The 25265-nt window shown below is 61.9% G+C and carries 26 protein-coding genes; 9 read left to right on the top strand and 17 right to left on the bottom strand.

From position 1 onward, the window contains the following. Nucleotides 1-37: 37 nt before the first annotated feature. The 7 genes from J0663_RS27505 to J0663_RS27475 form a co-directional block, all read right to left on the bottom strand. Nucleotides 38-1417, bottom strand: coding sequence for an FGGY-family carbohydrate kinase (locus tag J0663_RS27505; protein WP_207245547.1), 1380 nt, complete (start codon nt 1415-1417; stop codon nt 38-40). Further along, a complete protein-coding gene (rhaM, locus tag J0663_RS27500) occupies nt 1414-1734 on the bottom strand; it encodes an L-rhamnose mutarotase (protein WP_207245546.1) in 321 nt (106 codons plus the stop codon). The genes J0663_RS27505 and rhaM overlap by 4 nt, the downstream gene beginning before the upstream one ends. Further along, a complete protein-coding gene (locus J0663_RS27495; RefSeq protein ID WP_207245545.1) occupies nt 1731-2738 on the bottom strand; it encodes an ABC transporter permease in 1008 nt (335 codons plus the stop codon). The genes rhaM and J0663_RS27495 overlap by 4 nt, the downstream gene beginning before the upstream one ends. After that, nucleotides 2735-3736 carry an ABC transporter permease gene (locus tag J0663_RS27490; protein ID WP_207245544.1) on the bottom strand — a complete coding sequence of 334 codons (1002 nt, stop codon included), beginning with the start codon at nt 3734-3736 and terminating at the stop codon, nt 2735-2737. The genes J0663_RS27495 and J0663_RS27490 overlap by 4 nt, the downstream gene beginning before the upstream one ends. A 10-nt stretch (nt 3737-3746) precedes the next feature. Then, nucleotides 3747-5282: a sugar ABC transporter ATP-binding protein gene (locus J0663_RS27485; RefSeq protein ID WP_207245543.1), complete on the bottom strand. Its 1536-nt coding sequence runs from the start codon at nt 5280-5282 to the stop codon at nt 3747-3749. A 71-nt stretch (nt 5283-5353) separates the two neighbouring features. Then, nucleotides 5354-6349, bottom strand: coding sequence for a rhamnose ABC transporter substrate-binding protein (rhaS, locus tag J0663_RS27480; protein ID WP_207245542.1), 996 nt, complete (start codon nt 6347-6349; stop codon nt 5354-5356). Nucleotides 6350-6396: 47 nt separating this feature from the next. After that, on the bottom strand, nt 6397-7209 hold the full coding sequence (locus tag J0663_RS27475) for a DeoR/GlpR family DNA-binding transcription regulator (RefSeq protein ID WP_207245541.1): 813 nt from the start codon (nt 7207-7209) through the stop codon (nt 6397-6399). Between the two features lie 196 nt (nt 7210-7405). Here J0663_RS27475 and J0663_RS27470 point away from each other — a divergent pair, with 196 nt between their 5' ends. Continuing rightward, the gene (locus J0663_RS27470) at nt 7406-9502 is read left to right on the top strand and encodes a bifunctional rhamnulose-1-phosphate aldolase/short-chain dehydrogenase (protein ID WP_207245540.1); all 2097 of its coding nucleotides are present in this window, start codon (nt 7406-7408) and stop codon (nt 9500-9502) included. A 64-nt stretch (nt 9503-9566) separates the two neighbouring features. Here J0663_RS27470 and J0663_RS27465 read toward each other — a convergent pair whose 3' ends face one another. Then, complete coding sequence (locus J0663_RS27465) at nt 9567-9725, bottom strand: YqaE/Pmp3 family membrane protein (RefSeq protein ID WP_064697274.1); 159 nt, start codon at nt 9723-9725, stop codon at nt 9567-9569. Between the two features lie 79 nt (nt 9726-9804). On the opposite strand from J0663_RS27465, the gene rhaI reads away from it, so the two are divergent. Continuing rightward, nucleotides 9805-11097: an L-rhamnose catabolism isomerase gene (rhaI, locus tag J0663_RS27460; protein ID WP_207245539.1), complete on the top strand. Its 1293-nt coding sequence runs from the start codon at nt 9805-9807 to the stop codon at nt 11095-11097. A 64-nt stretch (nt 11098-11161) separates the two neighbouring features. Here rhaI and J0663_RS27455 read toward each other — a convergent pair whose 3' ends face one another. Continuing rightward, entirely contained in the window at nt 11162-11620 is a 459-nt protein-coding gene (locus J0663_RS27455; RefSeq protein ID WP_207245538.1) for a carboxymuconolactone decarboxylase family protein, read from the bottom strand. A 107-nt stretch (nt 11621-11727) separates the two neighbouring features. Here J0663_RS27455 and J0663_RS27450 point away from each other — a divergent pair, with 107 nt between their 5' ends. Together J0663_RS27450 and J0663_RS27445 are read left to right on the top strand one after the other, a co-directional pair. Continuing rightward, a complete protein-coding gene (locus J0663_RS27450) occupies nt 11728-12597 on the top strand; it encodes a sigma-70 family RNA polymerase sigma factor (RefSeq protein ID WP_207245537.1) in 870 nt (289 codons plus the stop codon). A gap of 255 nt (nt 12598-12852) precedes the next feature. After that, on the top strand, nt 12853-14061 hold the full coding sequence (locus J0663_RS27445; protein ID WP_207245536.1) for an amidohydrolase/deacetylase family metallohydrolase: 1209 nt from the start codon (nt 12853-12855) through the stop codon (nt 14059-14061). Nucleotides 14062-14085: 24 nt separating this feature from the next. On the opposite strand, the gene J0663_RS27440 is transcribed toward J0663_RS27445, so the two are convergent. The 4 genes from J0663_RS27440 to J0663_RS27425 all read right to left on the bottom strand — a co-directional run bounded on the left by J0663_RS27440 (nt 14086) and on the right by J0663_RS27425 (nt 16166). Next, nucleotides 14086-14526 carry a type II toxin-antitoxin system VapC family toxin gene (locus J0663_RS27440; protein ID WP_207245535.1) on the bottom strand — a complete coding sequence of 147 codons (441 nt, stop codon included), beginning with the start codon at nt 14524-14526 and terminating at the stop codon, nt 14086-14088. Then, nucleotides 14523-14777: a FitA-like ribbon-helix-helix domain-containing protein gene (locus J0663_RS27435; protein ID WP_207245534.1), complete on the bottom strand. Its 255-nt coding sequence runs from the start codon at nt 14775-14777 to the stop codon at nt 14523-14525. Before J0663_RS27435 ends, J0663_RS27440 begins: the two co-directional genes overlap by 4 nt. A gap of 85 nt (nt 14778-14862) precedes the next feature. Beyond that, on the bottom strand, nt 14863-15702 hold the full coding sequence (locus J0663_RS27430; RefSeq protein ID WP_207245533.1) for an IclR family transcriptional regulator: 840 nt from the start codon (nt 15700-15702) through the stop codon (nt 14863-14865). 278 nt (nt 15703-15980) lie between these two features. Then, nucleotides 15981-16166, bottom strand: a complete 186-nt coding sequence (locus J0663_RS27425; RefSeq protein ID WP_246590463.1) for a type II toxin-antitoxin system Phd/YefM family antitoxin — start codon at nt 16164-16166, stop codon at nt 15981-15983. Nucleotides 16167-16326: 160 nt separating this feature from the next. Here J0663_RS27425 and J0663_RS27420 point away from each other — a divergent pair, with 160 nt between their 5' ends. Further along, entirely contained in the window at nt 16327-17184 is an 858-nt protein-coding gene (locus J0663_RS27420) for an SDR family oxidoreductase (protein ID WP_207245532.1), read from the top strand. A gap of 88 nt (nt 17185-17272) precedes the next feature. Here the strand turns inward: J0663_RS27420 and J0663_RS27415 are convergent, their stop codons facing one another. Then, entirely contained in the window at nt 17273-20884 is a 3612-nt protein-coding gene (locus J0663_RS27415) for a hydantoinase B/oxoprolinase family protein (protein ID WP_207245531.1), read from the bottom strand. A gap of 88 nt (nt 20885-20972) precedes the next feature. Between J0663_RS27415 and J0663_RS27410 the strand changes: the two genes are divergently transcribed. Next, a complete protein-coding gene (locus J0663_RS27410; protein WP_207245530.1) occupies nt 20973-21500 on the top strand; it encodes a winged helix DNA-binding protein in 528 nt (175 codons plus the stop codon). Between the two features lie 52 nt (nt 21501-21552). On the opposite strand, the gene J0663_RS27405 is transcribed toward J0663_RS27410, so the two are convergent. Then, nucleotides 21553-21768 carry a hypothetical protein gene (locus J0663_RS27405; protein WP_207245529.1) on the bottom strand — a complete coding sequence of 72 codons (216 nt, stop codon included), beginning with the start codon at nt 21766-21768 and terminating at the stop codon, nt 21553-21555. A 126-nt stretch (nt 21769-21894) separates the two neighbouring features. Between J0663_RS27405 and J0663_RS27400 the strand changes: the two genes are divergently transcribed. Beyond that, nucleotides 21895-22518, top strand: coding sequence for a TetR/AcrR family transcriptional regulator (locus tag J0663_RS27400; RefSeq protein ID WP_207245528.1), 624 nt, complete (start codon nt 21895-21897; stop codon nt 22516-22518). Nucleotides 22519-22585: 67 nt separating this feature from the next. Next, a complete protein-coding gene (locus tag J0663_RS27395; RefSeq protein WP_207245527.1) occupies nt 22586-22792 on the top strand; it encodes a hypothetical protein in 207 nt (68 codons plus the stop codon). Here J0663_RS27395 and J0663_RS27390 read toward each other — a convergent pair. Further along, a complete protein-coding gene (locus J0663_RS27390) occupies nt 22789-23226 on the bottom strand; it encodes a DUF1810 domain-containing protein (RefSeq protein ID WP_207245526.1) in 438 nt (145 codons plus the stop codon). The two genes, J0663_RS27395 and J0663_RS27390, sit on opposite strands and share 4 nt — an antisense overlap. Nucleotides 23227-23336: 110 nt before the next feature. Then, entirely contained in the window at nt 23337-23615 is a 279-nt protein-coding gene (locus J0663_RS27385) for a hypothetical protein (RefSeq protein WP_207245924.1), read from the bottom strand. Between the two features lie 269 nt (nt 23616-23884). On the opposite strand from J0663_RS27385, the gene J0663_RS27380 reads away from it, so the two are divergent. Next, on the top strand, nt 23885-25255 hold the full coding sequence (locus tag J0663_RS27380) for an amidase (protein WP_207245525.1): 1371 nt from the start codon (nt 23885-23887) through the stop codon (nt 25253-25255). Nucleotides 25256-25265: the final 10 nt, after the last annotated feature.

The following is a 25265-nucleotide window of genomic DNA, read 5'->3' as shown; positions in this document are numbered from 1 at the left end:
AAGGCCGGGGCGAACAAGACCGCTCTTGGGAAGAGACCTATTCCATCGCCGCGTACCAGCGGTTGCGGTAGGCGGCCAGTCCCGGGATATCGGCTGGCGGAAAATGTGTCTCTGCGCCTGATGCCGGCCGGATGCCGGTGAGAAGGGCCGCGCCCTGGCTGGTGCCGGTCGAACCGGGAAGGGCGAGCACCTCGCGGCCGACAAGCGCGGCAAGCAGTTTCAGATAGGTCTCGTTCAGGGCAAACGGTCCTTCGACGACGACAAGACCTTTGGCGCCGGTCAGTCCGAGACAGGCATCGGTCATCAGAGCGAGATAGAGGCAGGCGCTGGCATGACGCGCCTCGCGGCCCGCTTCCTCCGCGCCGATCCAGCGGCTTGCCTTCCCGGGAAAGGGCCCGGAGCCGGGGGCGACATTGGGCAGCAGCATCATGCCCCTGGCAATCACCGGACCGATCTCGGCCCAGGCGGCTTCGTCGTTCACCGGACCGATCTCGGCCGAAAGAATTTCGAATTCCCGCCCGCCCATGAAACGCGAGGAGGGGACGGCGCGGCCATAGGCATCGACATTGGCGAGCGCATCGCGGCTGGGATCGAGATGACCGAGATCGCCGCCGACGCCGAAAGTGATCACCCAGGTGCCTGTTGAAACGACGGCGAAGGGTGCCTCGCGACGGACCAGGTGCGGAAGCAGCGAGGCGTTGGAATCATGGATGCCGCAATAGACCGGCACAGGTGCCGAAAGACCGAGTTCGGCCGCGATCTCGGGCAGCACAGGACCGAGCACATCGAAGGCCGAACGGATCGGCGCCATCCGATCGCGAATGCCGAGCCTGTCGACGAGCGAGGAGTAGGTGCCGCGTCCCGGGTTCCAGAGGTCGGTATGACAGCCGAGCGAGGTCAGTTCATTGGCGGCCACACCGGTCAGCCGCGCCGCCCAATATTGCGCATAGGTGAGAATGGCCCTCACGGTGGCGAATTCTTCGGGAAAGGCGTTTTTCTGATAGTGCAGCTGCGCGCCGATATTGAGACCCATTGCGAGGCGCGGCGAGAAGGTTTCTTCAAAGGAGGGCCGCAACGCGGTGTAGGCGTCGCGGATTACCTCAGGATATTCGTGTTCGTAATCGATGACCGGCATGGCAAGCGCCCCGTCCGCGCCGATGAGTGCGGCGGCGGCGCCATGGGTGGTAATCGAAATGGCGTCGAAACCGGGTTCCCGCGCAAGGCTCTTCAGCGCATCGAGCCCGAAGGACCAGAGCGCCTCTATGTCGTAATGCGGATAGGGACCGGTTTTGATCGCAATGTTCGGCCGTTTCAGGACGGCGGCTTCGGCGCCGGTCTCGCTATCGAGCACGACCACCTTGGCATTGGTCTTGCCGATGTCGAGGACGGCGATGCGGCGATAGGAGCTGGAGTTCATGGCATGTGAAAGACGGTGACGAGGTCGCTTTGAACAGGCGAATTATCCGGATTGGTCGCCATGATATCAGCCATATGCGTCCACCATTTTTTCATGACCGGATGGTCCGGCAGGCTCGCCATCGTGTGATCGGCGCGCCGCGTTAGCACGCCGAACAGCGTGTTGCTCTCGCGGTCGAGATGGATGGAATAGTCGCTGGCGCCGGACTGGTGCAGGAGATCGACCAGTTCCGGCCAGATCTCGTCATGGCGCTTGCGGTATTCGGCCTCCATGCCGGGATTGAGCTGCATCTTGAAGGCGTGTTTTTCTAAGGTCATCGGGAGCTCATGAGCTTGATGCGGCGGGCGATGATCGGAATGGCGATGGTGATGATGAGAAGCAGGCCGATGAAGATCGACATGACGATGCCAGGCACGTTCAGGAGACCGAGCCCGAAGGTGACGAGGCCCATGACGAAGGCAGCGATGACGACGCCGCCGATCGTGCCGGAGCCGCCGAGGATGGAGATGCCGCCGAGGACGACCATGGTGACGACTTCGAGTTCCCAGCCTTGAGCGATCGACGGCCGGGTCGAGCCGAGGCGCGAGGTCAGGCAGACGGCGGCAATGCCGCTCATGACGCCGGTCAGCAGGAAAAGAATGAATTTGACGCGCTCGACCGGGATGCCGGAGAAGCGGGCGGCGAAATCATTGTTGCCGATCGCATAGACCTGACGGCCGAAATTCGTCGCATGCAGCAGGATGGCGAAAAGGATCGCCAGTACGATGAAGAGCACGAATTCGAACGAGAACACCCAGACGACATAGCCCTGGCCGAAATAGGCGAAGTCGGCGGGATATTTGCCGTAGGCCTGGTCGCCGAGCACGATGTAGGAAATGCCGCGGAACAGGCTCATCGTGCCAATGGTGACGACGATCGACGGCAGCTTCAGCACCGAGACGAGCACGCCGTTGAAGATGCCGCAGGCAAGGCCGGTGGCGATGCCGATCAGCACCAGGCCCGGCGTGCCGACGCCGGCCTGTGCTGCCGCGCCCATCGCCGTTGAGGCGAGGGCGATGATGGCGGCGACCGAAAGGTCGATCTCGCCCGAAATGACGAGCAGCGCCATGGCAAAGGCGATCATCGCCTTTTCGGTGAAGTTGAAGGTGGCGTCCGAGAGGTTCCAGGCATCGAGGAAATAAGGCGAGGCCAGGGAGTTGAAGATGAAGATCAGGACGGCGACGCCGAAAAGCAGCACCTCCCAGCTGGCGGCGACACGGCGCAACGGCGTACCGAGACGGTCGGGGATGACGCGCTTCTCGTGCGTGGATAGGTTGCTCATGCTGCGGCCTCCGTACTGATCTCGGCTGCGGCGCGGTCGCGCAGGATGATGCGGCCCCGGTTGCGCTCACGCCGGGCGTTGAAGGCGACGGCGAGAATGATGACGGTTCCGGAGATCGCCATCTGGGTGAAGGGTGAGATGCCGATAACCGGCAGGGCGTTCTTGATGACACCGAGAAAGAGCGCACCGAGCACCGTGCCGGCGACCGAGCCGACGCCGCCGGCAATGGAGATACCGCCGATGACGCAGGCCGCAACGCTGTCGAGCTCGAAGCCGTTGGCAATGTCGACATAGGCGACGGCATAGCGCGACACCCAGAGATAGCTGGAAAGGCCGGCGAGCGCGCCCGAGAGCACGAAGGCGAGGAACTTGGTGCGGCCCGTATCGATGCCGGCATAGACGGCAGCCGTGGGATTGCCGCCGGTCGCATAGGCGGAGCGGCCGAACTGGCTGTAGCGCAGCAGCATGTACATCAGCGCGACGATGATGACCGCGACCCAGCTCAGCACCGGCAGGCCGAGGATCGGCGTGCGGGGAACGGCGAGGAAGGTCGGCGTCATCTGGTGCGCATTCACCCACGCTCCGCCCGACAGCACGAAGGCCATGCCGCGATAGATGGTCAGCGTGCCCAGCGTCACGACGATCGGCGGGATTTCGAGGCGCCAGACGAGGAAGCCGTTGATGGTGCCGAGAGCCGCGCCGATCAGGACCGCGGCAAGGATCAGCACGATCAATGGTAGGCCCGGAAATGCGGCATTCATCATCGCAATCGCCATGCCGGTAAAGGCAAGGTTGGCGGCCACCGAAAGATCGATCGATTTGGTCAGAATGACCGTCATCTGGGCAAGCGCCAGAATGATGAGGATCGCGGTATCGTTGAAGATGCCGGCGAGATTGTCCGGCGTGGCGAAATCGGCGGCCCGCGTCGAGAAGACGGCAATCATCACGACGATGATGGCAAAGAGCAGGGTTTCACGCTTTCTGATCAGTCTGGCCATGCCCATCACCTCATGCGTTTCCGGTCGCCGCGCGCACCAGCGCTTCCGGCGAAAGCTGATCGCGCTCGAAGAGCCCGGCCGACAGGCCTTCCTTCATGACCAGCACACGGTCCGACATGCCGATGATCTCAGGCAGTTCGGAAGAGATCATGATGATGGAAAGGCCCTCTGCGGCAAGCTCGCTGATGAAGCCATGCACGGCGGCCTTCGAGCCGATGTCGATTCCCTTGGTCGGCTCATCGAGGATGATGACCTTGGGCATGGTGGCGAGCCACTTGCCGATGACCACCTTCTGCTGGTTGCCGCCCGACAGCGTGCCGACCGGCACGGAGAGCGCGGCAGCGCGCAGATCCAGCCGCTCGGCATATTTGCGGGCGAGCGCGAATTCTTCCGCTGCCTGCAGAAAGCCCTTGCGCGAGGTGCGCGCCAGCGACGGCAACGTCATGTTCTGATAGATCGGCATCGGCAGCGCCAGGCCGTGGCGGCCGCGCTCTTCCGGCACGTAGACGATGCCGGCCTTGATGGCATCATGCGGGGAATGGATCGAAATTTCCCGGCCCTCAAGCGTCAGCCTGCCGGAGAGCGGCCTGGTGATGCCGAAGAGCGATTGCGCGAGCTCCGAACGTCCGGCGCCGATGAGGCCGTAAATGCCGAGAATTTCGCCCTTGCGGAGTGTCAGCGAGATATCGCGGAATTCGGTGCGGTGGCTGTATTTTTCGACTTCGAACACTGGACCGCCGATGGCGACCTCGATCTTCGGAAAGACGTTATCGACGTCGCGGCCGACCATCATGCGGACGATCTCGTCTTGCGGCGTTTCCTTGAGCTTGCCCCGACCGACGGCGCGGCCGTCGCGGAAGACGACGAAATCGTCGGCGATTTCGTAAAGCTCATCGAACTTGTGGCTGATGAAGAGGATCGCCTTTCCCTGTTCCTTCAGGCCCCGGACGATGCGGAAGAGATCGTCGATCTCCTTGCGGGAAAGGGCGGCCGTCGGCTCGTCCATGATGACGATGCGGGCCTCGATCGACAAAGCGCGAGCAATCGCCACCAGATGGCGCTGCGCGATCGAGAGGTCCTTCAGCCGGATCGTCGGATCGATATTGCTTTCAAGCGCGGTCAGCAACGCCTTCGAGCGGCTGTTCATCGCCTGCCAGTCGATGGTGCGAAAGCGCGTGCGCGGCGCATGGCCGAGGAAGATGTTTTCGGCAACCGTCAGCTCGTCGAACAGCACGGTTTCCTGATGGATGGCGGTCACGCCCGCATCGATTGCGGCCTGGGCGCTGGCAAAGCTCGTCGGCAGGCCATCAACGAGTATCTCGCCCTCGTTCGGCCTGTAGATGCCGGTCAGGATCTTGACGAGCGTCGACTTGCCGGCGCCGTTTTCGCCGATCAGCGCCGTCACCGTACCGGAATGGAGCGCGATGCTGACATTGTCGAGCGCCTTCACCCCGGGAAAGATCTGGGAGATGCCGCGCATTTCCAGAATGGCGGGCGCATCGCCGGTTTTACTGTCCGTGATGGGTTGTTGAAAGGCGGCGTTCATCAGATTTCCACCAGTGTCGAATGGGAAATCCCGGCGGCCGCACAGCCGCCGGGCTCTTTTAATGCTCCGGGTCAGAAGACCTTGGAGAACTGGTCGATGTTCGAGGCATTATAGACGAAGGGATCGGCCATGGCGGCTTCGCCGTTGTCACCGACCTTGATCTTGCCCATGCGACCGGCTTCGATTTCGCTGCCGGGCTTGCCATCGGTTTCGCCCTTGACGAGGCGATAGGCGATCTGCGTTGCGGAGTAGCCGAGGTCGATCGGGTTCCAGATGGCGAATTCCTTCGTGGCGCCCGACTTGATCGCGCCGGCCATTTCGGACGGCAGGCCGAGACCGGTGACGTAGACCTTGCCGATAAGGCCCTTGTCCTCGACGACCTTGGAGGCGGCCAGAACGCCGACGGTCGTCGGAGCGACGATGACCTTGACGTTCGGGTTCGACTTCAGCAGGCCTTCGGCTTCGCGATAGGACTTGTCGGAGAGGTCGTCACCGTAGACCGTGGTGACGAGGTTGAGACCCGGGAAGTCCTTGAGCTGCTTCTTCATCTGGTCGATCCAGATGTTCTGGTTGGTCGAGGTGGTGGTCGCCGACAGGATGGCGAAATCGCCCTTGCCGCCTTCGAGATGATTCTTGGCGAGCGTCAGGCACATCTTGCCGATCAGCTCGTTGGAAGACGGGTTGAGCTGCAGGATGCGGCCTTCGGGTGCCACGCCGGAATCCCAGGAGATCACCTTGATGCCGCGCTGCGTGGCCTTCTTCAGTGCCGGTACGAGCGCGTCGGGATCGTTGGCCGAAACGGCGATGGCATCGACGCCCTGAGCAATCAGCGAGTTGATGACTTCGATCTGGCCTTCGGCCGTCGTCGAGGTTGGGCCGGTGTAGATTACCTCCACGCCGCCGAGCTCCTTGGCTGCTTCCTGGGCGCCCTTGTTGGCGGCGTCGAAGAAGCCGTTGCCAAGCGACTTGACGACCAGGCCGATCTTGATGTCCTCGGCGCTGGCGGTGCCGGCCATCATGGCGACGGCGAGCGCTACGCCGAGCGCAAGTGTCTTTGCGAGTTTCATGTTCACTTCCTCCCATTAAGATTAGACTTCCACACCCCGGCGGCGCCTTATGCGACCGACGAGGAATCCTCCTTCACAAGCTGGGTCACCGGGCTGGCGACGACGAGGCGAACGCCGGCGTTCTCGACCATGCGAGCCGCTTCTTCCGAGATCCCGTCATCGGTGATGACCATAGAAACACGATCGAGCGCGCAGAGAATGAGGCTCGACCGGCGATTGAATTTGCTTGAATCGACCATGACGACCAACTCGTCGGCCTGGTGCATCAGCTTCTGCTCGCTCTGGATGATGAGCGCGTCCGCCTCCATGATGCCGAGCGGACCGACGCCCTGCGCGCCGATGAACATGCGCCGCGCATAGAAATTGCGGATCGCGTCATTATCGAAAGGCGACAGGATAAGGCTTTGCTCGCGATAGATCGCGCCGCCAGGTACCGTCACCGTATTCTTGGAATGCTTCACCAGATGTTCGGCGATGGCAAAAGAATTGGTCATCACCTGCATGCGGTGGCCGGCCATGTAATGCACCATCTGGAAGGTCGTCGTGCCGCCATTGATGATGATGGCGTCGCCGGCCTCGCAGAGATCGACCGCTGCGCGCGCGATTGCGCGTTTTTTATCGATATTGACTGATTCTGAAACCCGGAAGGGCCGCCCAGCGAGATTGCCGAGCTGCGGCGGATGCACCGCCTCGGCGCCGCCGCGGACACGACGGATCTTGCCCTGCACATGCAGAGCCGCGATATCGCGCCGGATCGTCGCTTCAGAGGCTTCCGTGAGCTCGGAAATGTCCTGGATGGTCACCACGGACTTTTCCTGAACGGCGCTTAAGATGATGCGATGGCGTTCGCGTTCGTGCATCGGGCTCCTCCTCTTGTCATATTTATTTCTTATCCGTTAAAAACTGTCAATCATAAACGATCATAAAATTTCATATTGCGATGCAGCATAATCGAATTTGATCGTTTTCGATTGACAAGCGCACTTTTGATGCGCGATACCGTGAGCGAAAGGGCGCGCTGATCGCGGCGCCACACAAGCCTGTAGGGAGGATGACATGGCGGCGAACGTCCGGCTTCTGGAAAACCGGTGGGATGATGGTTACGCGGCTCGTCTCGATGAGCCCGGCAAGCTGCTCTATCGCTCCAATCTGCTCGGCGCCGACAAGCGCATCACCAATTACGGCGGCGGCAACACTTCGGCCAAGGTGATGGAAATCGATCCGCTGACCGGTGAGAAAGTCAAGGTCCTCTGGGTCAAGGGCTCGGGCGGCGACGTCGGCACCATCAAGCTCGACGGCTTCGCGACGCTCTATCAGGACAAGCTGGAAGCGCTAAAGGGCATCTACAAGGGTGTCGAGGATGAAGATCGCATGGTCAGTTTCCTGCCGCACTGCACCTTCAACCTGAATGCCCGCGCCGCCTCGATCGACACGCCGCTGCACGGTTTCGTGCCTTTTACCCATGTCGACCATATGCATCCCGACGCGATCATCGCAATCGCCGCGTCGAAGAATTCCAGGGAGCTGACCAAGCAGATCTTCGGTGAGGAGATCGGCTGGCTGCCTTGGCGCCGCCCCGGCTTCCAGCTCGGCCTCGATCTCGAAGCTTTCGTCAAGGCCAACCCGAGTGCCAAGGGCGTCGTGCTCGAAAGCCATGGTCTCTTCACCTGGGCCAACGACGCCAAGGCCTGCTACGAGCTGACGCTCGATATCATCAACAAGGCGATCGAATGGTTCGCCGGTCAGACCGAGGGCAAGACGATCTTCGGCGGCGCGGCCGTGCAGAGCCTGCCGGTTGCCGAACGCCGGGCGATCGCCGCCCGCCTGATGCCCGAAATTCGCGGTCGCATCGGCAAGCAGGAGCGCAAGCTCGGCCATTTCGATGATCAGGATGCGGTTCTGGAATTCGTCAATTCGAAGAACCTGCGTCCGCTCGGCGCGCTCGGCACCAGCTGCCCGGACCATTTCCTGCGCACCAAGATCCGGCCGCTGATCGTCGAATTCGATCCGGCCAAGCCGGATGTCGATGCGATCGTTGCCGGTCTCGACAAGGCGCTGGAAGATTACCGGGACGATTACGCCCGCTATTACAACGACTGCAGGCATGACAATTCGCCCGCCATGCGCGACGCCAATCCCGTCATCTTTTTGGTGCCGGGAGTCGGCATGCTGTCCTTCGCCCGCGACAAGGCGACGGCCCGCATCGCCAGTGAATTCTACGTCAACGCCATCAACGTCATGCGCGGCGCCTCTACGGTCTCGGAATATCAGGGCCTGCCGGAGCAGGAAGCCTTCGACATCGAATATTGGCTGCTCGAAGAGGCGAAGCTCCAGCGCATGCCGAAGCCGAAGAGCCTTGCCGGCCGCGTCGCCTTCGTCACCGGCGGCGCCGGCGGCATCGGCCGGGCGACGGCGGCGCGCCTCGTCGGCGAGGGCGCCTGTGTGGTGCTCGCCGATATCGATCAGGCGGCACTTGAATCGACGGAGGCCGAGTTCGTGAAGAAGTACGGCTCGGACGCCGTGCGCACCGCCAAGCTCGATGTCACCAAGGAAGATGCCGTTGTCGCGTCCTTCGCAGAATCCTGCGTCGAATTCGGCGGCATCGATATCCTCATTTCGAATGCCGGGATCGCCTCGTCGGCGCCGATTGAAACGACGGAACTTTCGACGTGGAACCGCAATATCGACATTCTGGCGACCGGTTATTTCCTCGTCTCGCGTGAGGCCTTCCGCCTGTTCCGCCGTCAGGCGCTCGGCGGAAATGTCGTCTTCATCGCATCGAAGAACGGTCTTGCCGCTTCGCCGAACGCGTCTGCCTATTGCACGGCGAAGGCCGCCGAAATCCATCTCGCCCGTTGCCTTGCGCTGGAAGGGGCAGATGCCGGCATTCGCGTCAACACCGTCAACCCCGATGCCGTCCTGCGCGGCTCGAAGATCTGGAGCGGCGAGTGGCGCGAACAGCGCGCGGCTTCCTCGAAGATCGAGGTCGACGAGCTCGAGGAACATTACCGCAAGCGGTCGATGCTGAAGCTCAACGTCTTCCCGGAAGATATCGCCGAGGCGGTCTATTTCCTGGCGTCCGATCTGTCGGCCAAGTCGACCAGCAACATCATCAACGTCGACGCCGGCAACGTTCAGAGTTTTACACGCTAGAGCAATTCCAGCAAAAGTGTGCAGCGGTTTTGCATCCGGAATTGCGTAAAGCAAATAGGCAGAGCTACTTCCGGAGGATCACCCATATTGCGTGGACGATCCCCGGCACATAGCCGCAAAGCGTCAGCAATATGTTGAGCCAGAAATGCAGGCCGATCCCGACCTGCAGAAATACGCCAAGGGGCGGCAGGATGATCGCAAGAAGAATGCGGATAACGTCCATCGTAGCTCCTGAGTTTTGAAGACATGTAAGCGTTAGAACGCAAACCACGGGTCTGTGGTTCGCGACGTGGGAGGAAACAATGGCTGAATTCAGGATCGCGCAAGATCTGATCGCGAGTGAAAATGAAAAGCGGGCGGCGGCGCTGAAAGCCGATTACGACGCGTTGGGTGCGACGCTTGATCGCCGCGGCGTCGATATTGAGGCGGTGACACGCAAGGTGGCGGAGTTCTTCGTCGCCGTTCCTTCCTGGGGTGTCGGTACCGGCGGCACGCGTTTCGCCCGCTTTCCGGGTACCGGCGAACCGCGTGGCGTCTTCGACAAGCTCGACGATTGCGCCGTCATCAATCAGCTGACGCAGGCAACGCCGAATGTCTCGCTGCACATTCCCTGGGACAAGGCGGATGCGCGGGAGTTGAAGGCCAAGGGCGATGCGCTCGGCCTCGGCTTCGACGCCATGAATTCGAACACCTTTTCCGATGCGCCGGGCCAGGCCCACTCCTACAAATATGGCTCGCTCAGCCATACCGATGCGGCGACGCGCGCCCAAGCAGTCGAGCACAATCTCGAATGCATCGAGATCGGCAAGGCGATCGGCTCCAAGGCACTCACCGTCTGGATCGGCGATGGCTCCAATTTCCCTGGCCAGAGCAATTTCACCAAGGCGTTCGAGCGTTATCTCGGCGCGATGGCTGACATTTACAAAGCCTTGCCCGATGATTGGAAGCTCTTCTCCGAGCACAAGATGTACGAGCCGGCCTTCTATTCGACGGTCGTGCAGGATTGGGGCACCAACTATCTGATCGCCCAGACGCTCGGCCCCAAGGCCTATTGCCTCGTCGATCTCGGTCATCATGCCCCGAACACCAATATCGAGATGATCGTCGCCCGCCTGATCCAGTTCGGCAAGCTCGGCGGCTTCCACTTCAACGATTCGAAATACGGCGACGACGATCTCGACGCCGGCGTGATCGATCCCTACCGGCTGTTCCTCGTCTTCAACGAGCTGGTCGATGCCGAGCAGCGCGGCGTCAATGACTTTAACCCGGCCCATATGATCGACCAGTCGCACAATGTGACCGACCCGATCGAGAGCCTGATCAACAGCGCCAACGAAATCCGCCGCGCTTATGCGCAGGCGCTGCTCGTCGACCGCAAGGCGCTCGAAGGCTACCAGGATGAGAATGATGCGCTGATGGCGTCGGAAACGCTGAAGCGCGCTTACCGCGCCGATGTCGAGCCGATCCTTGCCGAGGCCCGTCGCCGGGCCGGCGGCGCGATCGACCCGATTGCCGCCTATCGCGCCAGTGGCTACCGGAAAAAGGTTGCGGCCGAGCGTCCGGCCTCCTTTGCCGGCGGCGGCGGCATCATTTGAGCTGTCAACCCGAGTGATCGCGTGGCTGCGGCAGCGCAGCGCAACGCGCTGCCGACAGCCGACTTTACGGTTTCCAGGCGCCGGCGATCTGGCGGGTTGCGATGTTCAGCCGGTTCCAGACATTGATATTGGCGATGGCGATGACGAGAGCGGCAAGCGTCCGGCCGTCATAATGTCGGGTCGCCTCGTCCCAGATGTCGTCGGGCACGGGGTCGGCGCGGTCGCTGGTGCGGGTCACCGCCTCGGTCAAGGCAAGGGCTGCCCGCTCGGCATCGCTATAATAGGGGGCATCGCGCCAGCCCGCGACGGCAAAAAGGCGCTCATCCGTCTCACCATGTTTGCGGGCAATGCGCCAATGACCATCGATGCAGACGCTGCAGCCGTTGATCTGGCTGGCGCGCAGATTGACGAGTTCGAGCAGCTTGGGCGAAAGGCCTGTTTCGGTCGGCACCTTGCTGAGGGCATTGAGTGCCTGCATGGCTGCGGGGAGGACGAGGGCGGGATTTCCCATTCTCTCTTGCATGATATGTCTCCTTGATGCGTTTTGCGTTCGACGATCCGCCGGCACTGTCACACCGGCCGGGTTTCATTCGTCATGGTCTTGACGCAACGCAGCGGAGGAATGTGACAGTGAACGAGAAAAAATGGCTGGCCGATGAATTCGAGGCGAACCGGGCGCATCTGAGGGCCGCAGCCTACCGCATGCTTGGTTCGCGCAGCGAGGCCGAGGATGCCGTTCAGGAGACCTGGCTGCGCCTCAACCGCACCGATACGACAGCGGTCGACAATCTCGGCGGCTGGCTCACCACCGTGATCGCCCGCATCTGCCTCGACATGCTGCGGGCTCGCAAGACCCGGCGCGAGGAGCCGCTGGAAATGCCTGTCCATGCAGCGATTGCCGATCCCGCCAAGGATCCGGAGCGAGAGGCCGCCTTTGCCGATTCGATCGGCCTGGCGCTGCTCGTCGTGCTGCAGACTCTGGCACCGGCCGAACGTGTCGCCTTCGTGCTGCACGACATGTTCGATCTGCCGTTCGACGAGATCGCATCCATCATAGGTCGTTCGTCCGCCGCCACCCGGCAGCTCGCAAGCCGCGCCCGCCGCCGGGTGCAGGGCATGGACGAAGCGCCGGAGGTCGATCTCGGCGGCAAGCGGAGGATCGCCGAGGCCTTTCTGACCGCATCGCGCAACGGCGATGTGGAAGCGCTGATCGCAGTGCTCGCTCCCGATGTCGTCTTCCGGCCGGATGCGACAGCGGCTCGATACGGGGCCTTTGGCGGGAGGCGCGGAGCTGCCCAAGTGGCCGAATTGTTCAAGGGGCGGGCGCAGGCGGCGCAAGTCGCCATCGTCGAGGGCGAGCTCGGCTTCGTCGTGCGCATCGCGGGTCAGATCCGCGTCGTGGCGGCGTTCACCATCGCCGATGGCCGGATCGCGGCGATCGACGCCTTCGCCGATCCCGATAGGCTCGAACGGCTCGATTATTCGATCCTTCGGGATTGAAACGAACGGCTGATTTCCCACAGTCTTTCACGGTGGTGCGCCTCGGAAAAGGAAGGGCGGCAGTGCTGTTTCGCGTGGCACAGCAGCTGCATTTTTCTTGACAGCGCTACCTGCCACTTTATTCTATTATAAAGATTTATATATCATAATTATGGATTAATGGTAATCGCCGTTTCTGGTTCCCAGCCTTCCATAATGACCGCAGACGATGACCGAGAGCGATCCCGGCTCGAGACTTCGAAAGGAAAGCATTTTATGTACGGCGACCAGGCGAAGAAGCCGCTTCTGCTCACTAACGTTAAGCCGATGGCTTTCGGTTCCGGGGCGGGCGACGGGGTGATCGACATTCTCGTCAATTCCGAGGGCAGGATTGCCGGGATCGGGCCGTCGCTGGCGGTTTCCGATGAGGTGACGCGCATCGACGGCAAGGGCGCCTTCGTCTCGCCCGGCTGGATCGATCTGCATGTGCACATCTGGCACGGCGGCACCGATATTTCCATCCGGCCTTCCGAATGCGGTCTCGAGCGCGGCGTCACCACCCTGGTCGATGCTGGTTCGGCCGGCGAGGCGAATTTCCATGGCTTCCGCGAATATATCATCGAGCCCTCGCGCGAGCGCATCAAGGCCTTCCTGAATCTCGGCTCGATCGGTCTCGTCGCCTGCAACCGCGTCGCGGAACTCAGGGATATTAGAGATATCGATCTCGACCGCATCCTCGAAGTCTATGCCGAAAACAGCGAGCACATCGTCGGCATCAAGGTGCGCGCCAGCCACGTCATTACCGGTTCCTGGGGCGTCACCCCCGTTAAGCTCGGCAAGAAGATCGCCAAGATTCTGAAAGTGCCGATGATGGTGCATGTCGGCGAGCCGCCGGCGCTCTATGACGAAGTGCTCGAAATCCTCGGCCCCGGCGATGTCGTCACGCACTGCTTCAACGGCAAGGCCGGTTCGAGCATCATGGAGGACGAAGATCTCTTCTATCTGGCCGAGCGGTGCGCCAGGGAAGGCATCCGCCTCGATATCGGCCATGGCGGCGCCTCCTTCTCCTTCAAGGTCGCCGAAGCGGCAATCGCTCGCGGGCTGCTGCCGTTTTCGATCTCGACCGACCTGCATGGCCATTCGATGAACTTCCCCGTCTGGGATCTGGCGACGACGATGTCGAAGCTGTTGAGCGTCGGCATGCCCTTCGACAAGGTGGTGGAGGCCGTCACCCATGCGCCGGCATCGGTCATCAAGCTGTCGATGGAGGACCGGCTTGCGGTCGGCGCGCAAGCCGAATTCACCGTTTTCGACCTCGTTGAGTCCGAGCTCGAGGCGACGGATTCGAACGGCGATGTCTCGGTCCTCAAAAAGCTGTTCGAGCCGCGCTATGCGGTGATGGGTGCCGAGGCCGTCGCCGCCAGCCGCTACGTGCCGCGGGCGCGCAAGCTGGTGCGCCACAGCCACGGCTATTCCTACAGGTAGAATCCGCCGCGAGGCGGGGTTCGATCATAAATTCTCCCGAGAGGCCTCGGATGATCGATGGTTCCAGGGATTTACGACAGTCAGTCCTGCCGCCTCGAACGGGCCCATATCGCGTGTCGCGACAGTAAAGCCCTTGGAAGCGGCGATGGCGGCGATATATCCGTCCGGCGTCGGGAAGCCTTTGCCGTTCATTCTAGCTCTGACGGCAAGGTCGGCATAATGCCGGGCCGCTCCGGCGTCGAATGGCAATACCCGATCCCCAAAGAGTGCTAGTAAGCCGCCAAGCATCTCCGTCAGCGCCGCTTTGCGTCGACCGTCCGCGCCGATGCCGAACATCAATTCGGCCAAGGTCACACTCGACAAATAGAGGGTTTCCGCGGCTTGCTCATTGAGCCACGCGCGCACAGCCGAACTGGGCGTCGGTTTCATCGTCTCGGAAAGCACATTCGTATCGAGTACGATCATTCAAACCTCAAGGGCTCCGCCGGCGCCCTTTCGCGCAGCTGATCGAGCACCTCGAGATCATCATTGGTCAGCCCCAATTGCCGACCGAGTTCAGCCAAAGCGTCCCCCATGCGAATGCGCTGCTCGGGCTTTACGGCACTTTCCAGGATTTCGCGAACTTCCGCCTCGGTGCTGCGGCCATGCATCGCCGCCCGGACACGCAATGCGCGATGCACTTCATCGGGCACGTTTCGAACTGTCAGAACGGCCATGTTCAGATCATCCCAAATGCTGTCAATGACGTCAATATAGCTGCGATGCAGTCAAAAGGCAACCTTTAGAGGGTCCGAGCCAGTGTCAGCGGTTGCGCCAACCCATCAGCTTTTCGATCCGCTCCGCCGAGCTGCGCACATGGGCGGTATAATGGTTCTCGTCGGAGAAGGCCTTCTGCTCCGGCAGCACGATGGAAATGGTGGCGACGCACTGGCCGTCGCGATCGCAGATCGGGGAGGCGATGCAGGCAACCGCATAATCGGATTCGCCGGCCTGGATCGACAGACGCGATTCGAAGGCTTTGCCGGCGGCTTCCGAAAGAGTGCGTGGATCGATCTCGGCGCGGCCGGTAGGAGACGAGCGGGCGCAGCGCCTGAAAAGTTCGATGCGCTCCTCTTCGGGCAGGTGGCCGACGAGCAGGCGGCCGGACGCGGTCCAGTTGAGCGGCACGCGGGTGCCGACGCGCGACGCCACCTGGAAGTGGCTCGGACCGTCGGCCATGGCAAGCACCAGCATATAGTCGCCGTCGCGGCCGCAGACCTGCACGGTTTCGCCGGCCTGGCGGCAGAGATCGTGCATTTCGTGGGTGGCGATGCTCATGAAATCCAGCGACCGGGCATAGGCAAGGCCATAATGGTAGAGCCGGGCGCCGAGCCAGATCGATCCGTCCGCCTGGCGCGTCAGCAGGTTCTTTTCGACGAGATCGTCGACGATGACGTAAACGGTCGACAGCGGCGCCTTCACTGCCTTGGCGATCGCATAGACGCCGGCGGGCGATCCTGTCTCATAAAGATGATCGATCACCTGAAGCGCACGGTCGATGCCGCTGACGCGCGCGCGGCGCGCGCCCTTGCTACCGGCGTCGCCGGCAAGGCTCTCATCTTCGGAGTAAACTGCGGATAATGTCTTTCCGTCCAATTCCATGTACCTCATGAACACTGCGACCATATTACATTATTATGGGACAGCGGGCGCTGTGGCAAATCGCAACATCTTGTAGGTTAATCGTCGGTGAAGGAAATTAGGCGACGACGAATCCACGCATCCAGCGACATCGCCGACTTCATAACAACCTGTGATGTGCGCCGACGATGCTGCAGGGCTTTTGCCAGCCCCTTATCCAGTGTGACCAGTAGGCGGGTCGTCTGTTCGGGTTTCGACCGTCCATGCGGCGACATGGACTGATGTGTCGATATAAAGCATCAGTAACGATCGGTATCGCGCATATCGCGAATGATGGCTGCCGAATTGACTGGCTCGGCCGGCGGCTTCATCGAGGCCGTCAATGCCTTCAGCCGCTCGACATCGTTCACCGGCACGAGCTGTGCCACCGGCTTGCCATGCCGCAATATCTCGACGGTCTCGCCGGCCTCGACTCGGTTGAGCAACTCGCTGAGGTGGGCTGTTGCTTCCGCCAGACTGACCGGTGCCGTATGCAGTCCTCGTGACCAATTTTCTGGTCATTTTTGCGTGGAAAGCCACCTGGTCGCAATGCCGCTGGAACAACAAGCCGCAGCTTGAGTTTGCCCCTCAACCCAGGAGGATATGATGACCAATTACCCAACACCCCCGTTCCCATCCCAGAAACAGCCGATGCCGGGTTTTACCGCGCAGATGGATCCGGTTCCCGATCATGGCGAAAAAACCTATCGCGGATCCGAACGCCTCAAGGGCAAACGGGCGATCATCACCGGCGGCGATAGCGGCATCGGCCGGGCGGTAGCGATCGCCTATGCCAGGGAGGGTGCCGATCTGGTGATCTCCTACCTCGACGAAGACGAGGATGCCGACGAGACAAAGCGGCTCGTCGAGCAGGCCGGCCGCAAGGCTGTGCTCATCAGTGGCGACATTCAGGATCCGGCCCATTGCCGGCAGATCGTCGAAACCGCGGTCAAGGAGCTCGGCGGCATCGACATTCTTGTCAATAATGCCGCGCACCAGGCCAGCTTCAAGAGCATCGACGAGATCAGCGACGAGGAGTGGGAGCTCACCTTCAAGGTCAATATTCACGCGATGTTCTACCTGACCAAGGCTGCCGTTGCCCATATGAAGCCCGGCAGCGCCATCATCAATACGGCCTCGATCAACGCCGACAATCCAAACCCGACGCTGCTCGCCTATGCGACGACGAAGGGCGCGATCCAGAATTTCACCGCCGGTCTGGCCCAGCTTCTGGCCGAGAAGGGCATTCGCGCCAACGCCGTGGCGCCGGGACCGATCTGGACGCCGCTTATTCCGTCGACGCTGCCGGAAGACAGTGTCAGCAATTTCGGCAAGCAGGTGCCGATGAAACGGCCGGGCCAGCCGGCCGAGCTTGCCACGGCTTATGTGATGCTGGCCGATCCCTTGTCGAGTTATGTCTCCGGCACGACAATCGCGGTCACCGGCGGCAAGCCGATCCTTTGATGCATGTCGCCCGGAATTGGCGGTTTCGGGATAAAGGCATGAAGACAAGGAGCGGAAGCGCGTCGATCGAGGTCTGATGCGACGCGTTTCAGTGCGGCTTGCCGTAGCCACCGCCGGTTGGCGTCGTGATGATCACGGCGTCGCCGGCGGCGAGCATTGCCTGGTCGCAGCCCTCCAGCCTTTCGAGCCTGCCATCTGCGCGACGCACTTCGGTTTTCCCCAATTGTCCGTCTTCCCCGCCGAAGAGGCCGAACGGCCGGATCGTTCGATGCGAAGAGAGGATGCTGCAATCCATCATTTCCCGAAAACGGATGGTGCGTTTGGTGCCGCCGCCGGCGCTGTATTGCCCCTTGCCACCGGAGCCGCGGCGGATATGGAAATCTTCCAGTACGACGGGAAAGCGGAATTCCAGCACTTCGGGATCGGTCAGCCGTGAATTGGTCATATGCGTATGCACGCCGTCGGCGCCGCTGAAGCCGGTGCCGTCATTGAGCAGACCGGCGGGGCCGCCGGAGCAGATCGTCTCGTAATATTGATAGATGGCGTTGCCGAAGGTCAGGTTGTTCATCGAGCCCTGGGCCGCCGCAAGCGTCCCGAGCGCCCCGAACAGCGCATTCGTTACATGCTGGCTGGTCTCGACATTGCCGGCGACGACGGCGGCGGGATAGGCCGGACGCAGCATCGAACCATCCGGCACGATGATCCGGATCGGCCGCAGGCAACCGGCGTTCATCGGGATCGGCTGTTCGACCATGACACGGAAGACGTAGAGCACGGCGGCGCGCGTCACCGGTTCCGGTGCGTTGAAATTGGTCGGCTGCTGCGCGCTCGTGCCGGTGAAATCGACGGTCGCCTCGCGCGCCCGTCTGTCGACGGTGATCTTCACCCTGATGACGGCGCCCTGGTCGGTGGAGTAGGTGAACTCGCTATCGCTCAAGCGGGCGATCACCCGGCGAACGCTCTCCTCGGCATTGTCCTGGACATGGCCCATATAGGCTTCGACAACGTCGAGCCCGAAATGGGCGACCATCTTGCGCAGTTCCCAAACGCCCTTTTCGTTGGCCGCGATCTGCGCCTTCACGTCGGCAAGGTTCTGGGCCGGATTGCGGGCGGGATAAGCATGGTTTGTCAGCATGGCCGCGAATTCGGCTTCCCGGAAACGCCCCTTGTCGACCAGCAGGAAATTATCGATCAGCACGCCTTCTTCATCGACCTTCGTCGCCCGCGGCGTCATCGAACCCGGCGCCTTGCCGCCGATATCGGCATGATGACCGCGTGAGGCAACGTAAAAGAGGATGGTTTCTCCCGCATCGTCGAAAACGGGCGTGACGACGGTAATGTCGGGCAGATGCGTGCCGCCATTATAGGGCGCGTTGAGCGCGAAGACGTCGCCTGGACGAATGCGGCCCTCGTTGAGGCGGATGATCGTTTCGACCGAGCGGTCCATGGAGCCGAGATGCACCGGCATATGCGGCGCATTGGCGACGAGCGCGCCGGTGCGGTCGAAGACAGCGCAGGAGAAATCGAGCCGCTCCTTGATATTGACCGAATGGGCGGTGTTCTGGAGCGTCACGCCCATCTGCTCGGCGATCGCCATGAAGAGGTTGTTGAAGACTTCGAGCATGACGGGATCGGCACTGGTGCCGATTGCGGCATTGCGGGAAAGCGCGATCTCGCGGGTGAGAACGATATGGTCATGGCCGGTAAGCCGCGCCTGCCAGCCGGCCTCGACGACGATCGTCTGATGCGCTTCGATGATCAGGGCAGGGCCTTTGACGATCGCGCCCGGCTTCAGCGCATCGCGTCTGAAAATACCGGCCTCGTGCCACGTTCCGCCGGAATAGAAGCGGGTCGTGCGAAGCGCTTCCGGCGCGAAGGTTGGCGCCGGTACATCCGTCTCTTCGATATCGGCGCCGCCGCCGATGCCCTCGACTTCAATTGAGTCGACGACAACAGGCCGGTCATCGAAAATGAAACCGAACTGCTTCTTATGAGCGATGGCAAAAGCTTGCGCAATCTCCTCCTCAGGTCCGAAGGCGACGGGCAGGGCCGTGTCGGTGCCCTTATATTGCAGGTGAAGTCGGGTGACGACCTCCATGTCATCCGCTTCGACGCCCTGCAGCATCAATTCTGCGCGCACCTCTGCCTCCAGTCCGGCCCTGACGTCGCCGATGCTCGTCAAGGCGGCGGAGAGTTCCGTCAGCACCGCCCGCTGGCGGGTGGCGCGGATATCGGCGAGACCCATGCCATAGGCTGAGAGGATGCCGGAGAAGGGGTGGATCAGCACCGTCTTCATGCCGAGGCTGTCGGCGACGAGGCAGGCATGCTGGCCGCCGGCGCCGCCGAAGCAGGTGAGCGCGTAATTGGAAACGTCGTAGCCGCGCTGGACGGAGATCTTCTTGATGGCATTGGCCATGTTCTCGACGGCGATGGCGAGAAAGCCGTCGGCGACGTCTTCCGCGGTTCGCCCGCCGCCAATCGTCTGCGCCATCTCGGCAAAGGCGGCGCGCACTGCCTCGGCATCGAGCGGCTGATCCTGCTCCGGCCCGAAGATTTCAGGGAAGAATTCCGGCAACAGCTTGCCCGTCATGATATTGGCGTCGGTGACGGCGAGCGGCCCGCCGCGACGATAGGATTTCGGGCCGGGCGTGGCGCCGGCCGATTCCGGGCCGACGCGGAAGCGCGAACCGTCATAGCTCAGAATAGAGCCGCCGCCGGCGGCGACGGTATGGATCTTCATCATCGGCGCGCGCATGCGCACGCCGGCGACTTCGGTCTCGAAAGCGCGTTCCAGCTCTCCGTCATAATGCGAAACGTCGGTCGAGGTGCCGCCCATGTCGAAGCCGATCATCCTGTCGAACCCGGCGATGCGCGAGACCTCGACCGCGCCGACCACCCCGCCGGCAGGCCCGGAGAGGATCGCGTCCTTCCCCTGGAAGAGATGCGCGTCGGTCAGCCCGCCCGATGACTGCATGAACATCAGCTTAGGGCCCTTCCCGTCCACGGCGCCGAGCTCGGCAGCGACCTGATCGACATAGCGCCGGAGAACCGGGGACAGATAGGCGTCGACGACGGCAGTGTCGCCGCGGCCGACGAGCTTGATCAGCGGGGAGACGACATGCGACGGCGAGACCTGCGTGAAACCGATGTCGCGCGCGATGACGGCGGCTTGCTGCTCGTGCAGGGGATAGCGGTAGGCATGCATGAAAACGATGGCGACGGCGCGCAGGCCGCTGGCATAGGCGGCCTGCAGCGCGTGCCGCAGATCGCCTTCGGAGAGCGGCCGTTCCACCGTTCCGTCGGCCAGCACGCGCTCGTCGGCCTCGATCACGTCGGCATAGAGCAGCTCCGGTTTGACGATCTTCTTGGCGAAAATATCAGCCCGGGCCTGGTAGCCGATCTCCAGCGCGTCCCGGAAACCCTTGGTCGTTACGAGCAGGGTCGGATCACCCTTGCGTTCCAGAAGGGCGTTGGTGGCGACCGTCGTCCCCATCTTCACGGCGCCGATGAGCTCGGAAGGGATCGCCTCGTCAGGCTTCAGGCCGAGGAGTTCGCGAATGCCGTACACGGCCGGGTCGCGATAGGCTTCGGGATTTTCCGAGAGAAGCTTGTGGGCGATGAGCGAACCGTCGGGCCGCCGGGCGACGATATCAGTGAAGGTACCGCCGCGATCGATCCAGAAATCCCACTGTCTGCTCATCGCGCGGTCCCCTGTTGAACTGAAAATTTATTGACGATTTATCGATAAAATGTCAACGTTGAACCACGTTGATCGCGGAGGAATTGGAATGGCAGATGCGCGCCGACAGCCGGAGATCGGGCCGATCGTCTCCTCCGCCCATCTCGCCGATGGCGCGCTTCCGGCCCTTTCGGAGCTGGAATTCGGCCTCATCCTGGCCGGCAACGCCTTCGATCGCTGGATGGTCCGCTGCATGACGGGGGCGGGCGAGCCCGGATGCGCGGCGATCGACGTGCTGGTGCTGCATTCGGTGGCGCACCGGCAGCGGCCGAAACGGCTCGGCGATCTTTGCAGCGTACTCGGCGTCGAGGATACGCATCTGGTGATTTATGCGCTTAAGAAGCTGGAAAAGCGCGGCCTCGTGAAAAGCGCGCGGGCAGGCAAGGAGAAGCTGATTGCCGCCACCGAGAAGGGTATTCAAACCTGCCTCAGATACCGGGCGGTGCGTGAGGCGCTGCTGGTGGATTCGGTCAAAGGGCTAGGGCTCGATCCGGCGGCGACATCGGCCGTGGCGGCAACGCTCAGAGCGCTTTCTGGCCACTACGATCAAGCAGCAAGGGCCGCCGCCTCTTTATGACGACAGCCCTTGTCGGGGGCAGGGAGAGATCCCCCGGTGTTCAGGCGGCTTTTCAGCCGAAGCAAGGTATAGCGGGCAGATTGGCGCGGCTCGCGAGCGCCCCGATCATCTTGCCGACGGGCGTCGGGCGCGGTTCGTGTTTGCCGGCGGCCGTCTCCAGGAGCTGCTTGAAATCTTCAAGCTTCACGCCATCGGCGCGCAACACCATGGCGATCAGGGGGTCGCGAAGGGCTTCGGATATCGTCAGGTCGTCTCTGGTCTTTCTCATGGCTTGTCCTCCTTTCGTGGGCGGTCGCCCGTGTTCCACTTTCCCCGCCAGCCCTCGGCATTGACTTTGGCGGTCCGTGGTGTTACCGGTAAGTAACAATGCAGTTGTTACCGATCGGTCACATTGATGTCAAGGACCTCGTCCGCAAAAAAATCAGAAACTTCGAATGAAATCTCCGCAGCCGTTTCAGAAGATCGCGTCCCTCCGCGGGAGCGCATCGTCTCGACCGCCTCGGAGCTTTTCCGCGAGCACGGCATTCGCGGCATCGGCGTCGATGCCATCGCCGATGCCGCGTTGACCAACAAGATGACGCTTTACCGGCATTTCGGTTCGAAGGACGAGCTCGTCTGCGAGACGCTGCGTCGCGCTTCCGAAAAGGCGGACGCCATCTGGCGCGATCTGGATGCTGCTCATCCTGGCGATCCCCGCGCCCAGCTGGATGCCTGGGTGGAGATGCGGGCGCAATGTCTGAACGGCGAGCCCGCTGGCTGCGATCTCGCCAATGCCGCCATCGAACTCAAGGGGGAAGGCCATCCTGCCCACGGAATGATCGAGCGGCACAAGGCCGAACAGCGCGATCGCCTCGCCGCGCTCTGTTCGGCGGCCGGCGCGCGCGAAGCCGAACTTCTTGCCGATACGCTGACGCTGCTTCTCGAAGGGGCGCGCGTCAGTCGCCAGGCGATGGGGGCTGCCGGCTGTTGCGGTCATTTCGCCAAGGCTTGCAGAGCAGCGATCGCTTCATTCACCTAATCTCTCGGGAACCTTACCACCACCATGCCGTTTTTCCATCACCGGAAGGCGATGTGGAGACCGGGAGATGAACTACGTCTATCTCAAGCGCCTATATGCCAAACGCGCCGAGCTCGAAGCCAAGCTGGAGCTTCACGATGCACGCTACTGTTTCGGCGAGGAAGAGGTCGATGACGGCACCGATAGCGACCTTCGTCAGCGATTGAGTGAGGTCTCCGAGGAGATCGCCGCACTGGAGAATGGAACGTCTAGATCTAAAGCCTTTTCGGGTTAGTCCCTGGCGTTGAGAATCTCCATCGTCCGCTCGTCGAATTTTCCCTGATAGAAGCGCTCAATCGCCTGGTGGAAGGGCGAGCCGTGCTCGCTGATCGCCGCGAACAAAGTCATCGATGAGCGCAGCTTGCGGTCATCGGGCGAGCCGAGGATCTCGTGCGCCGATCGGCCGTCGACCGATAACATCGCCTCAATGCAGCGCAGCAGCCGGTTTGAGAGAATGGGATGGGCGAGATAGGCGGCGGCTTCGCCGGCCGAGCGGATGGCATATTTTTCCGCCATCGCCGAGGTACCGAGACCAGCGATCTGCGGGAAGATGAACCACATCCAATGAGATGTCTTACGTCCGGCCTCCAGCTCCGAAAGCGCCTGCTCGTAGACGCCGTTTTGAGCGTCGATGAAACGGTCCAGATTGTAATCGATATCGCCGGCCATGGTCCTTTCCCTTTGTCTGCTGTCGATGCAGCCTGAGCCAGAGGTCTCCATGCCCAGCGAAGAAGCGCCTCCCTGGGCGAGCTATCTCGCCCGGGGGAACCGGCTTGCTGTCAGCAGACCCGCTCAGCATAGGGACTGCTGTCGCGGCAATGGCCGTAAGGCTGCTGATGCGGCGCGTTGTCGCCTGCCCCGGCCGCAATGGCCGACGTCGTTATCGGATCGGTATTACCGGTAGAATATGCGGCAAAACCTGCAAAGCTCAAGACAACCAGCGCTGCGACCACCACGATGCGCTCGAAACCCGAAAGTTTCTGGGCCGTGACATGGTCCACATAGTCGCGCTCGCCTGAACCGGCAGTTTCATCCTCTTTCACATGGAGAGTCACCATGTCCTGGCGACGGCTTAAAGTTTCACAATCTGTCATTCTAATTACTCCTGCAACACATGCGGCCGGTCGAAGAGTAAACCCTCACCCTCATGTCGGGTCGGCTCGGCATGCGTGCATGTATGTGTGTCTTCAATCGTGGCAATTGAAGGGGCAATATTCAAACTCAGTGTTCAAAAATTCGTACCAATAAACGCAAAATATCGTGAAGCTCTGGCTCGCCGGAATGATCCGGGTTAGTCATTGACCGCATCTCTCATCAGGACCACCCCATGAGCAAATCCTTCGGCGCGATGTCGGTCGCCCAGCTTTCCGTCCTCATTCAAGGCGGCGCCGCCGATCCCGTCGACGTGGCCGAGGCGGTGTTTGAATCCATCGCGAATTGCGGCGACAAGACGATCTTCACCACCTTGCTCGAAGGCCGGGGGATGGAGGAGGCGCGCGCCTCCTCGAAACGTTTGCGGGAAGGGCGCTCGCTCGGTTTGCTGGACGGCATTCCGATCGCCTGGAAGGATCTTTTCGACATTGAAGGGCTGCCGACGACGGCAGGCTCCGTCGTCCTGGCCGCCGACGCGCCCGCCAGCCGCGATGCGGCGGTCGTCGGTCTTCTCAGGCAGGCGGGCATGGTCGCCATAGGCCGCACCAATATGAGCGAATTTGCCTTTTCCGGACTGGGCATCAATCCGCATTACGGCACGCCGGTCAATCCGCGCGGTATGGATCTCCCGCGTATTCCCGGCGGCTCATCCTCCGGCGCCGGTGTCGCGGTCGCGGCCGGGCTGGTGCCGGTCGCGATGGGCACGGATACCGGTGGCTCAGTGCGCATTCCCGCTGCCTTCAACGGGATCGTCGGCTACAAGGCGACACGCGGCCGTCATGCGATGGAGGGCGTCTATCCGCTGGCAAAGAGTCTCGATTCACTGGGACCGCTCTGCCGCAGCGTCAGGGACGCAGTCTGGATCGATGCGGGGATGCGGGGCTTGACGGCGCCCGGCGTCGTCGAGCGTGCGCCGCCGGGGCTGGAGTTGCTTGTGCCCGAAAATATCGTTTTCGACGCAGCGGAAGCGGGTGTCGTCGCCGCGTTCGAGGCGGCGTTGCAACGCCTTCAAAGCGCCGGCGCCCAGGTATCCCGCACCGTCATCCCAGCGTTCAACGAGATTTTCGATCTGATGACGAGATACGGCCCGCTGGTGACAGCGGAGGCATTCGCCCTTCACCACGAGCGCCTGGCGGGACCGGACGCAGACCGCATGGACCAACGCGTCGTCATGCGCACCCGCCTTGGAAGCAGGACGACGCTGCCCGATTATATCGCGATCCTGGAGGCGCGCAGCCGGTTGATCGCCGACGTCGATCGCCTGGTCGGCAACCGCCTCATCGTCTTTCCGACAGTTGCCCATGTCGCTCCGCCGATCAGCCCGCTGGAGCGCGACGATGAGCTCTTCTTCGCCACCAACAACAAGACGCTGCGCAACACAGCGCTCGGCAATTTTCTCGACTGGTGCGGCGTTTCCATTCCCTGCGGCACGGCCGAGGCCGGCATGCCAGTCGGCCTGCTGCTTTCGGCGACCGCCCATCGCGACGAGGCGCTGCTGGGGGCAGCACTCGCCGCCGAAGCAGTGATCCGCGGCGATTTCGCCTGACGGCAATTGA

The sequence above is a fragment of the Rhizobium lentis genome, from assembly GCF_017352135.1.
Taxonomy (GTDB): domain Bacteria; phylum Pseudomonadota; class Alphaproteobacteria; order Rhizobiales; family Rhizobiaceae; genus Rhizobium; species Rhizobium lentis.
The sequence above is the reverse complement of the archived record's forward strand: the minus strand, read 5'-3'. Positions and strand labels throughout refer to the sequence as shown.

What these genes read in the sequence shown, in the direction of transcription:
- J0663_RS27455 (WP_207245538.1), bottom strand. Translation starts at nt 11,620, where the DNA reads ATGCAAGAGAGAATGGGAAATCCCGCCCTCGTCCTCCCCGCAGCCATG.
- J0663_RS27405 (WP_207245529.1), bottom strand. Translation starts at nt 21,768, where the DNA reads ATGAGAAAGACCAGAGACGACCTGACGATATCCGAAGCCCTTCGCGAC.
- J0663_RS27445 (WP_207245536.1), top strand. Translation starts at nt 12,853, where the DNA reads ATGTACGGCGACCAGGCGAAGAAGCCGCTTCTGCTCACTAACGTTAAG.
- J0663_RS27390 (WP_207245526.1), bottom strand. Translation starts at nt 23,226, where the DNA reads ATGGCCGGCGATATCGATTACAATCTGGACCGTTTCATCGACGCTCAA.
- J0663_RS27395 (WP_207245527.1), top strand. Translation starts at nt 22,586, where the DNA reads ATGAACTACGTCTATCTCAAGCGCCTATATGCCAAACGCGCCGAGCTC.
- rhaI (WP_207245539.1), top strand. Translation starts at nt 9,805, where the DNA reads ATGGCTGAATTCAGGATCGCGCAAGATCTGATCGCGAGTGAAAATGAA.
- J0663_RS27475 (WP_207245541.1), bottom strand. Translation starts at nt 7,209, where the DNA reads ATGCACGAACGCGAACGCCATCGCATCATCTTAAGCGCCGTTCAGGAA.
- J0663_RS27380 (WP_207245525.1), top strand. Translation starts at nt 23,885, where the DNA reads ATGAGCAAATCCTTCGGCGCGATGTCGGTCGCCCAGCTTTCCGTCCTC.
- J0663_RS27385 (WP_207245924.1), bottom strand. Translation starts at nt 23,615, where the DNA reads ATGGTGACTCTCCATGTGAAAGAGGATGAAACTGCCGGTTCAGGCGAG.
- J0663_RS27435 (WP_207245534.1), bottom strand. Translation starts at nt 14,777, where the DNA reads ATGGCCGTTCTGACAGTTCGAAACGTGCCCGATGAAGTGCATCGCGCA.
- J0663_RS27465 (WP_064697274.1), bottom strand. Translation starts at nt 9,725, where the DNA reads ATGGACGTTATCCGCATTCTTCTTGCGATCATCCTGCCGCCCCTTGGC.
- rhaM (WP_207245546.1), bottom strand. Translation starts at nt 1,734, where the DNA reads ATGACCTTAGAAAAACACGCCTTCAAGATGCAGCTCAATCCCGGCATG.
- J0663_RS27490 (WP_207245544.1), bottom strand. Translation starts at nt 3,736, where the DNA reads ATGGCCAGACTGATCAGAAAGCGTGAAACCCTGCTCTTTGCCATCATC.
- J0663_RS27400 (WP_207245528.1), top strand. Translation starts at nt 21,895, where the DNA reads ATGTCAAGGACCTCGTCCGCAAAAAAATCAGAAACTTCGAATGAAATC.
- J0663_RS27485 (WP_207245543.1), bottom strand. Translation starts at nt 5,282, where the DNA reads ATGAACGCCGCCTTTCAACAACCCATCACGGACAGTAAAACCGGCGAT.
- J0663_RS27420 (WP_207245532.1), top strand. Translation starts at nt 16,327, where the DNA reads ATGACCAATTACCCAACACCCCCGTTCCCATCCCAGAAACAGCCGATG.
- J0663_RS27495 (WP_207245545.1), bottom strand. Translation starts at nt 2,738, where the DNA reads ATGAGCAACCTATCCACGCACGAGAAGCGCGTCATCCCCGACCGTCTC.
- J0663_RS27470 (WP_207245540.1), top strand. Translation starts at nt 7,406, where the DNA reads ATGGCGGCGAACGTCCGGCTTCTGGAAAACCGGTGGGATGATGGTTAC.
- J0663_RS27505 (WP_207245547.1), bottom strand. Translation starts at nt 1,417, where the DNA reads ATGAACTCCAGCTCCTATCGCCGCATCGCCGTCCTCGACATCGGCAAG.
- rhaS (WP_207245542.1), bottom strand. Translation starts at nt 6,349, where the DNA reads ATGAAACTCGCAAAGACACTTGCGCTCGGCGTAGCGCTCGCCGTCGCC.
- J0663_RS27410 (WP_207245530.1), top strand. Translation starts at nt 20,973, where the DNA reads ATGGCAGATGCGCGCCGACAGCCGGAGATCGGGCCGATCGTCTCCTCC.
- J0663_RS27415 (WP_207245531.1), bottom strand. Translation starts at nt 20,884, where the DNA reads ATGAGCAGACAGTGGGATTTCTGGATCGATCGCGGCGGTACCTTCACT.
- J0663_RS27440 (WP_207245535.1), bottom strand. Translation starts at nt 14,526, where the DNA reads ATGATCGTACTCGATACGAATGTGCTTTCCGAGACGATGAAACCGACG.
- J0663_RS27430 (WP_207245533.1), bottom strand. Translation starts at nt 15,702, where the DNA reads ATGGAATTGGACGGAAAGACATTATCCGCAGTTTACTCCGAAGATGAG.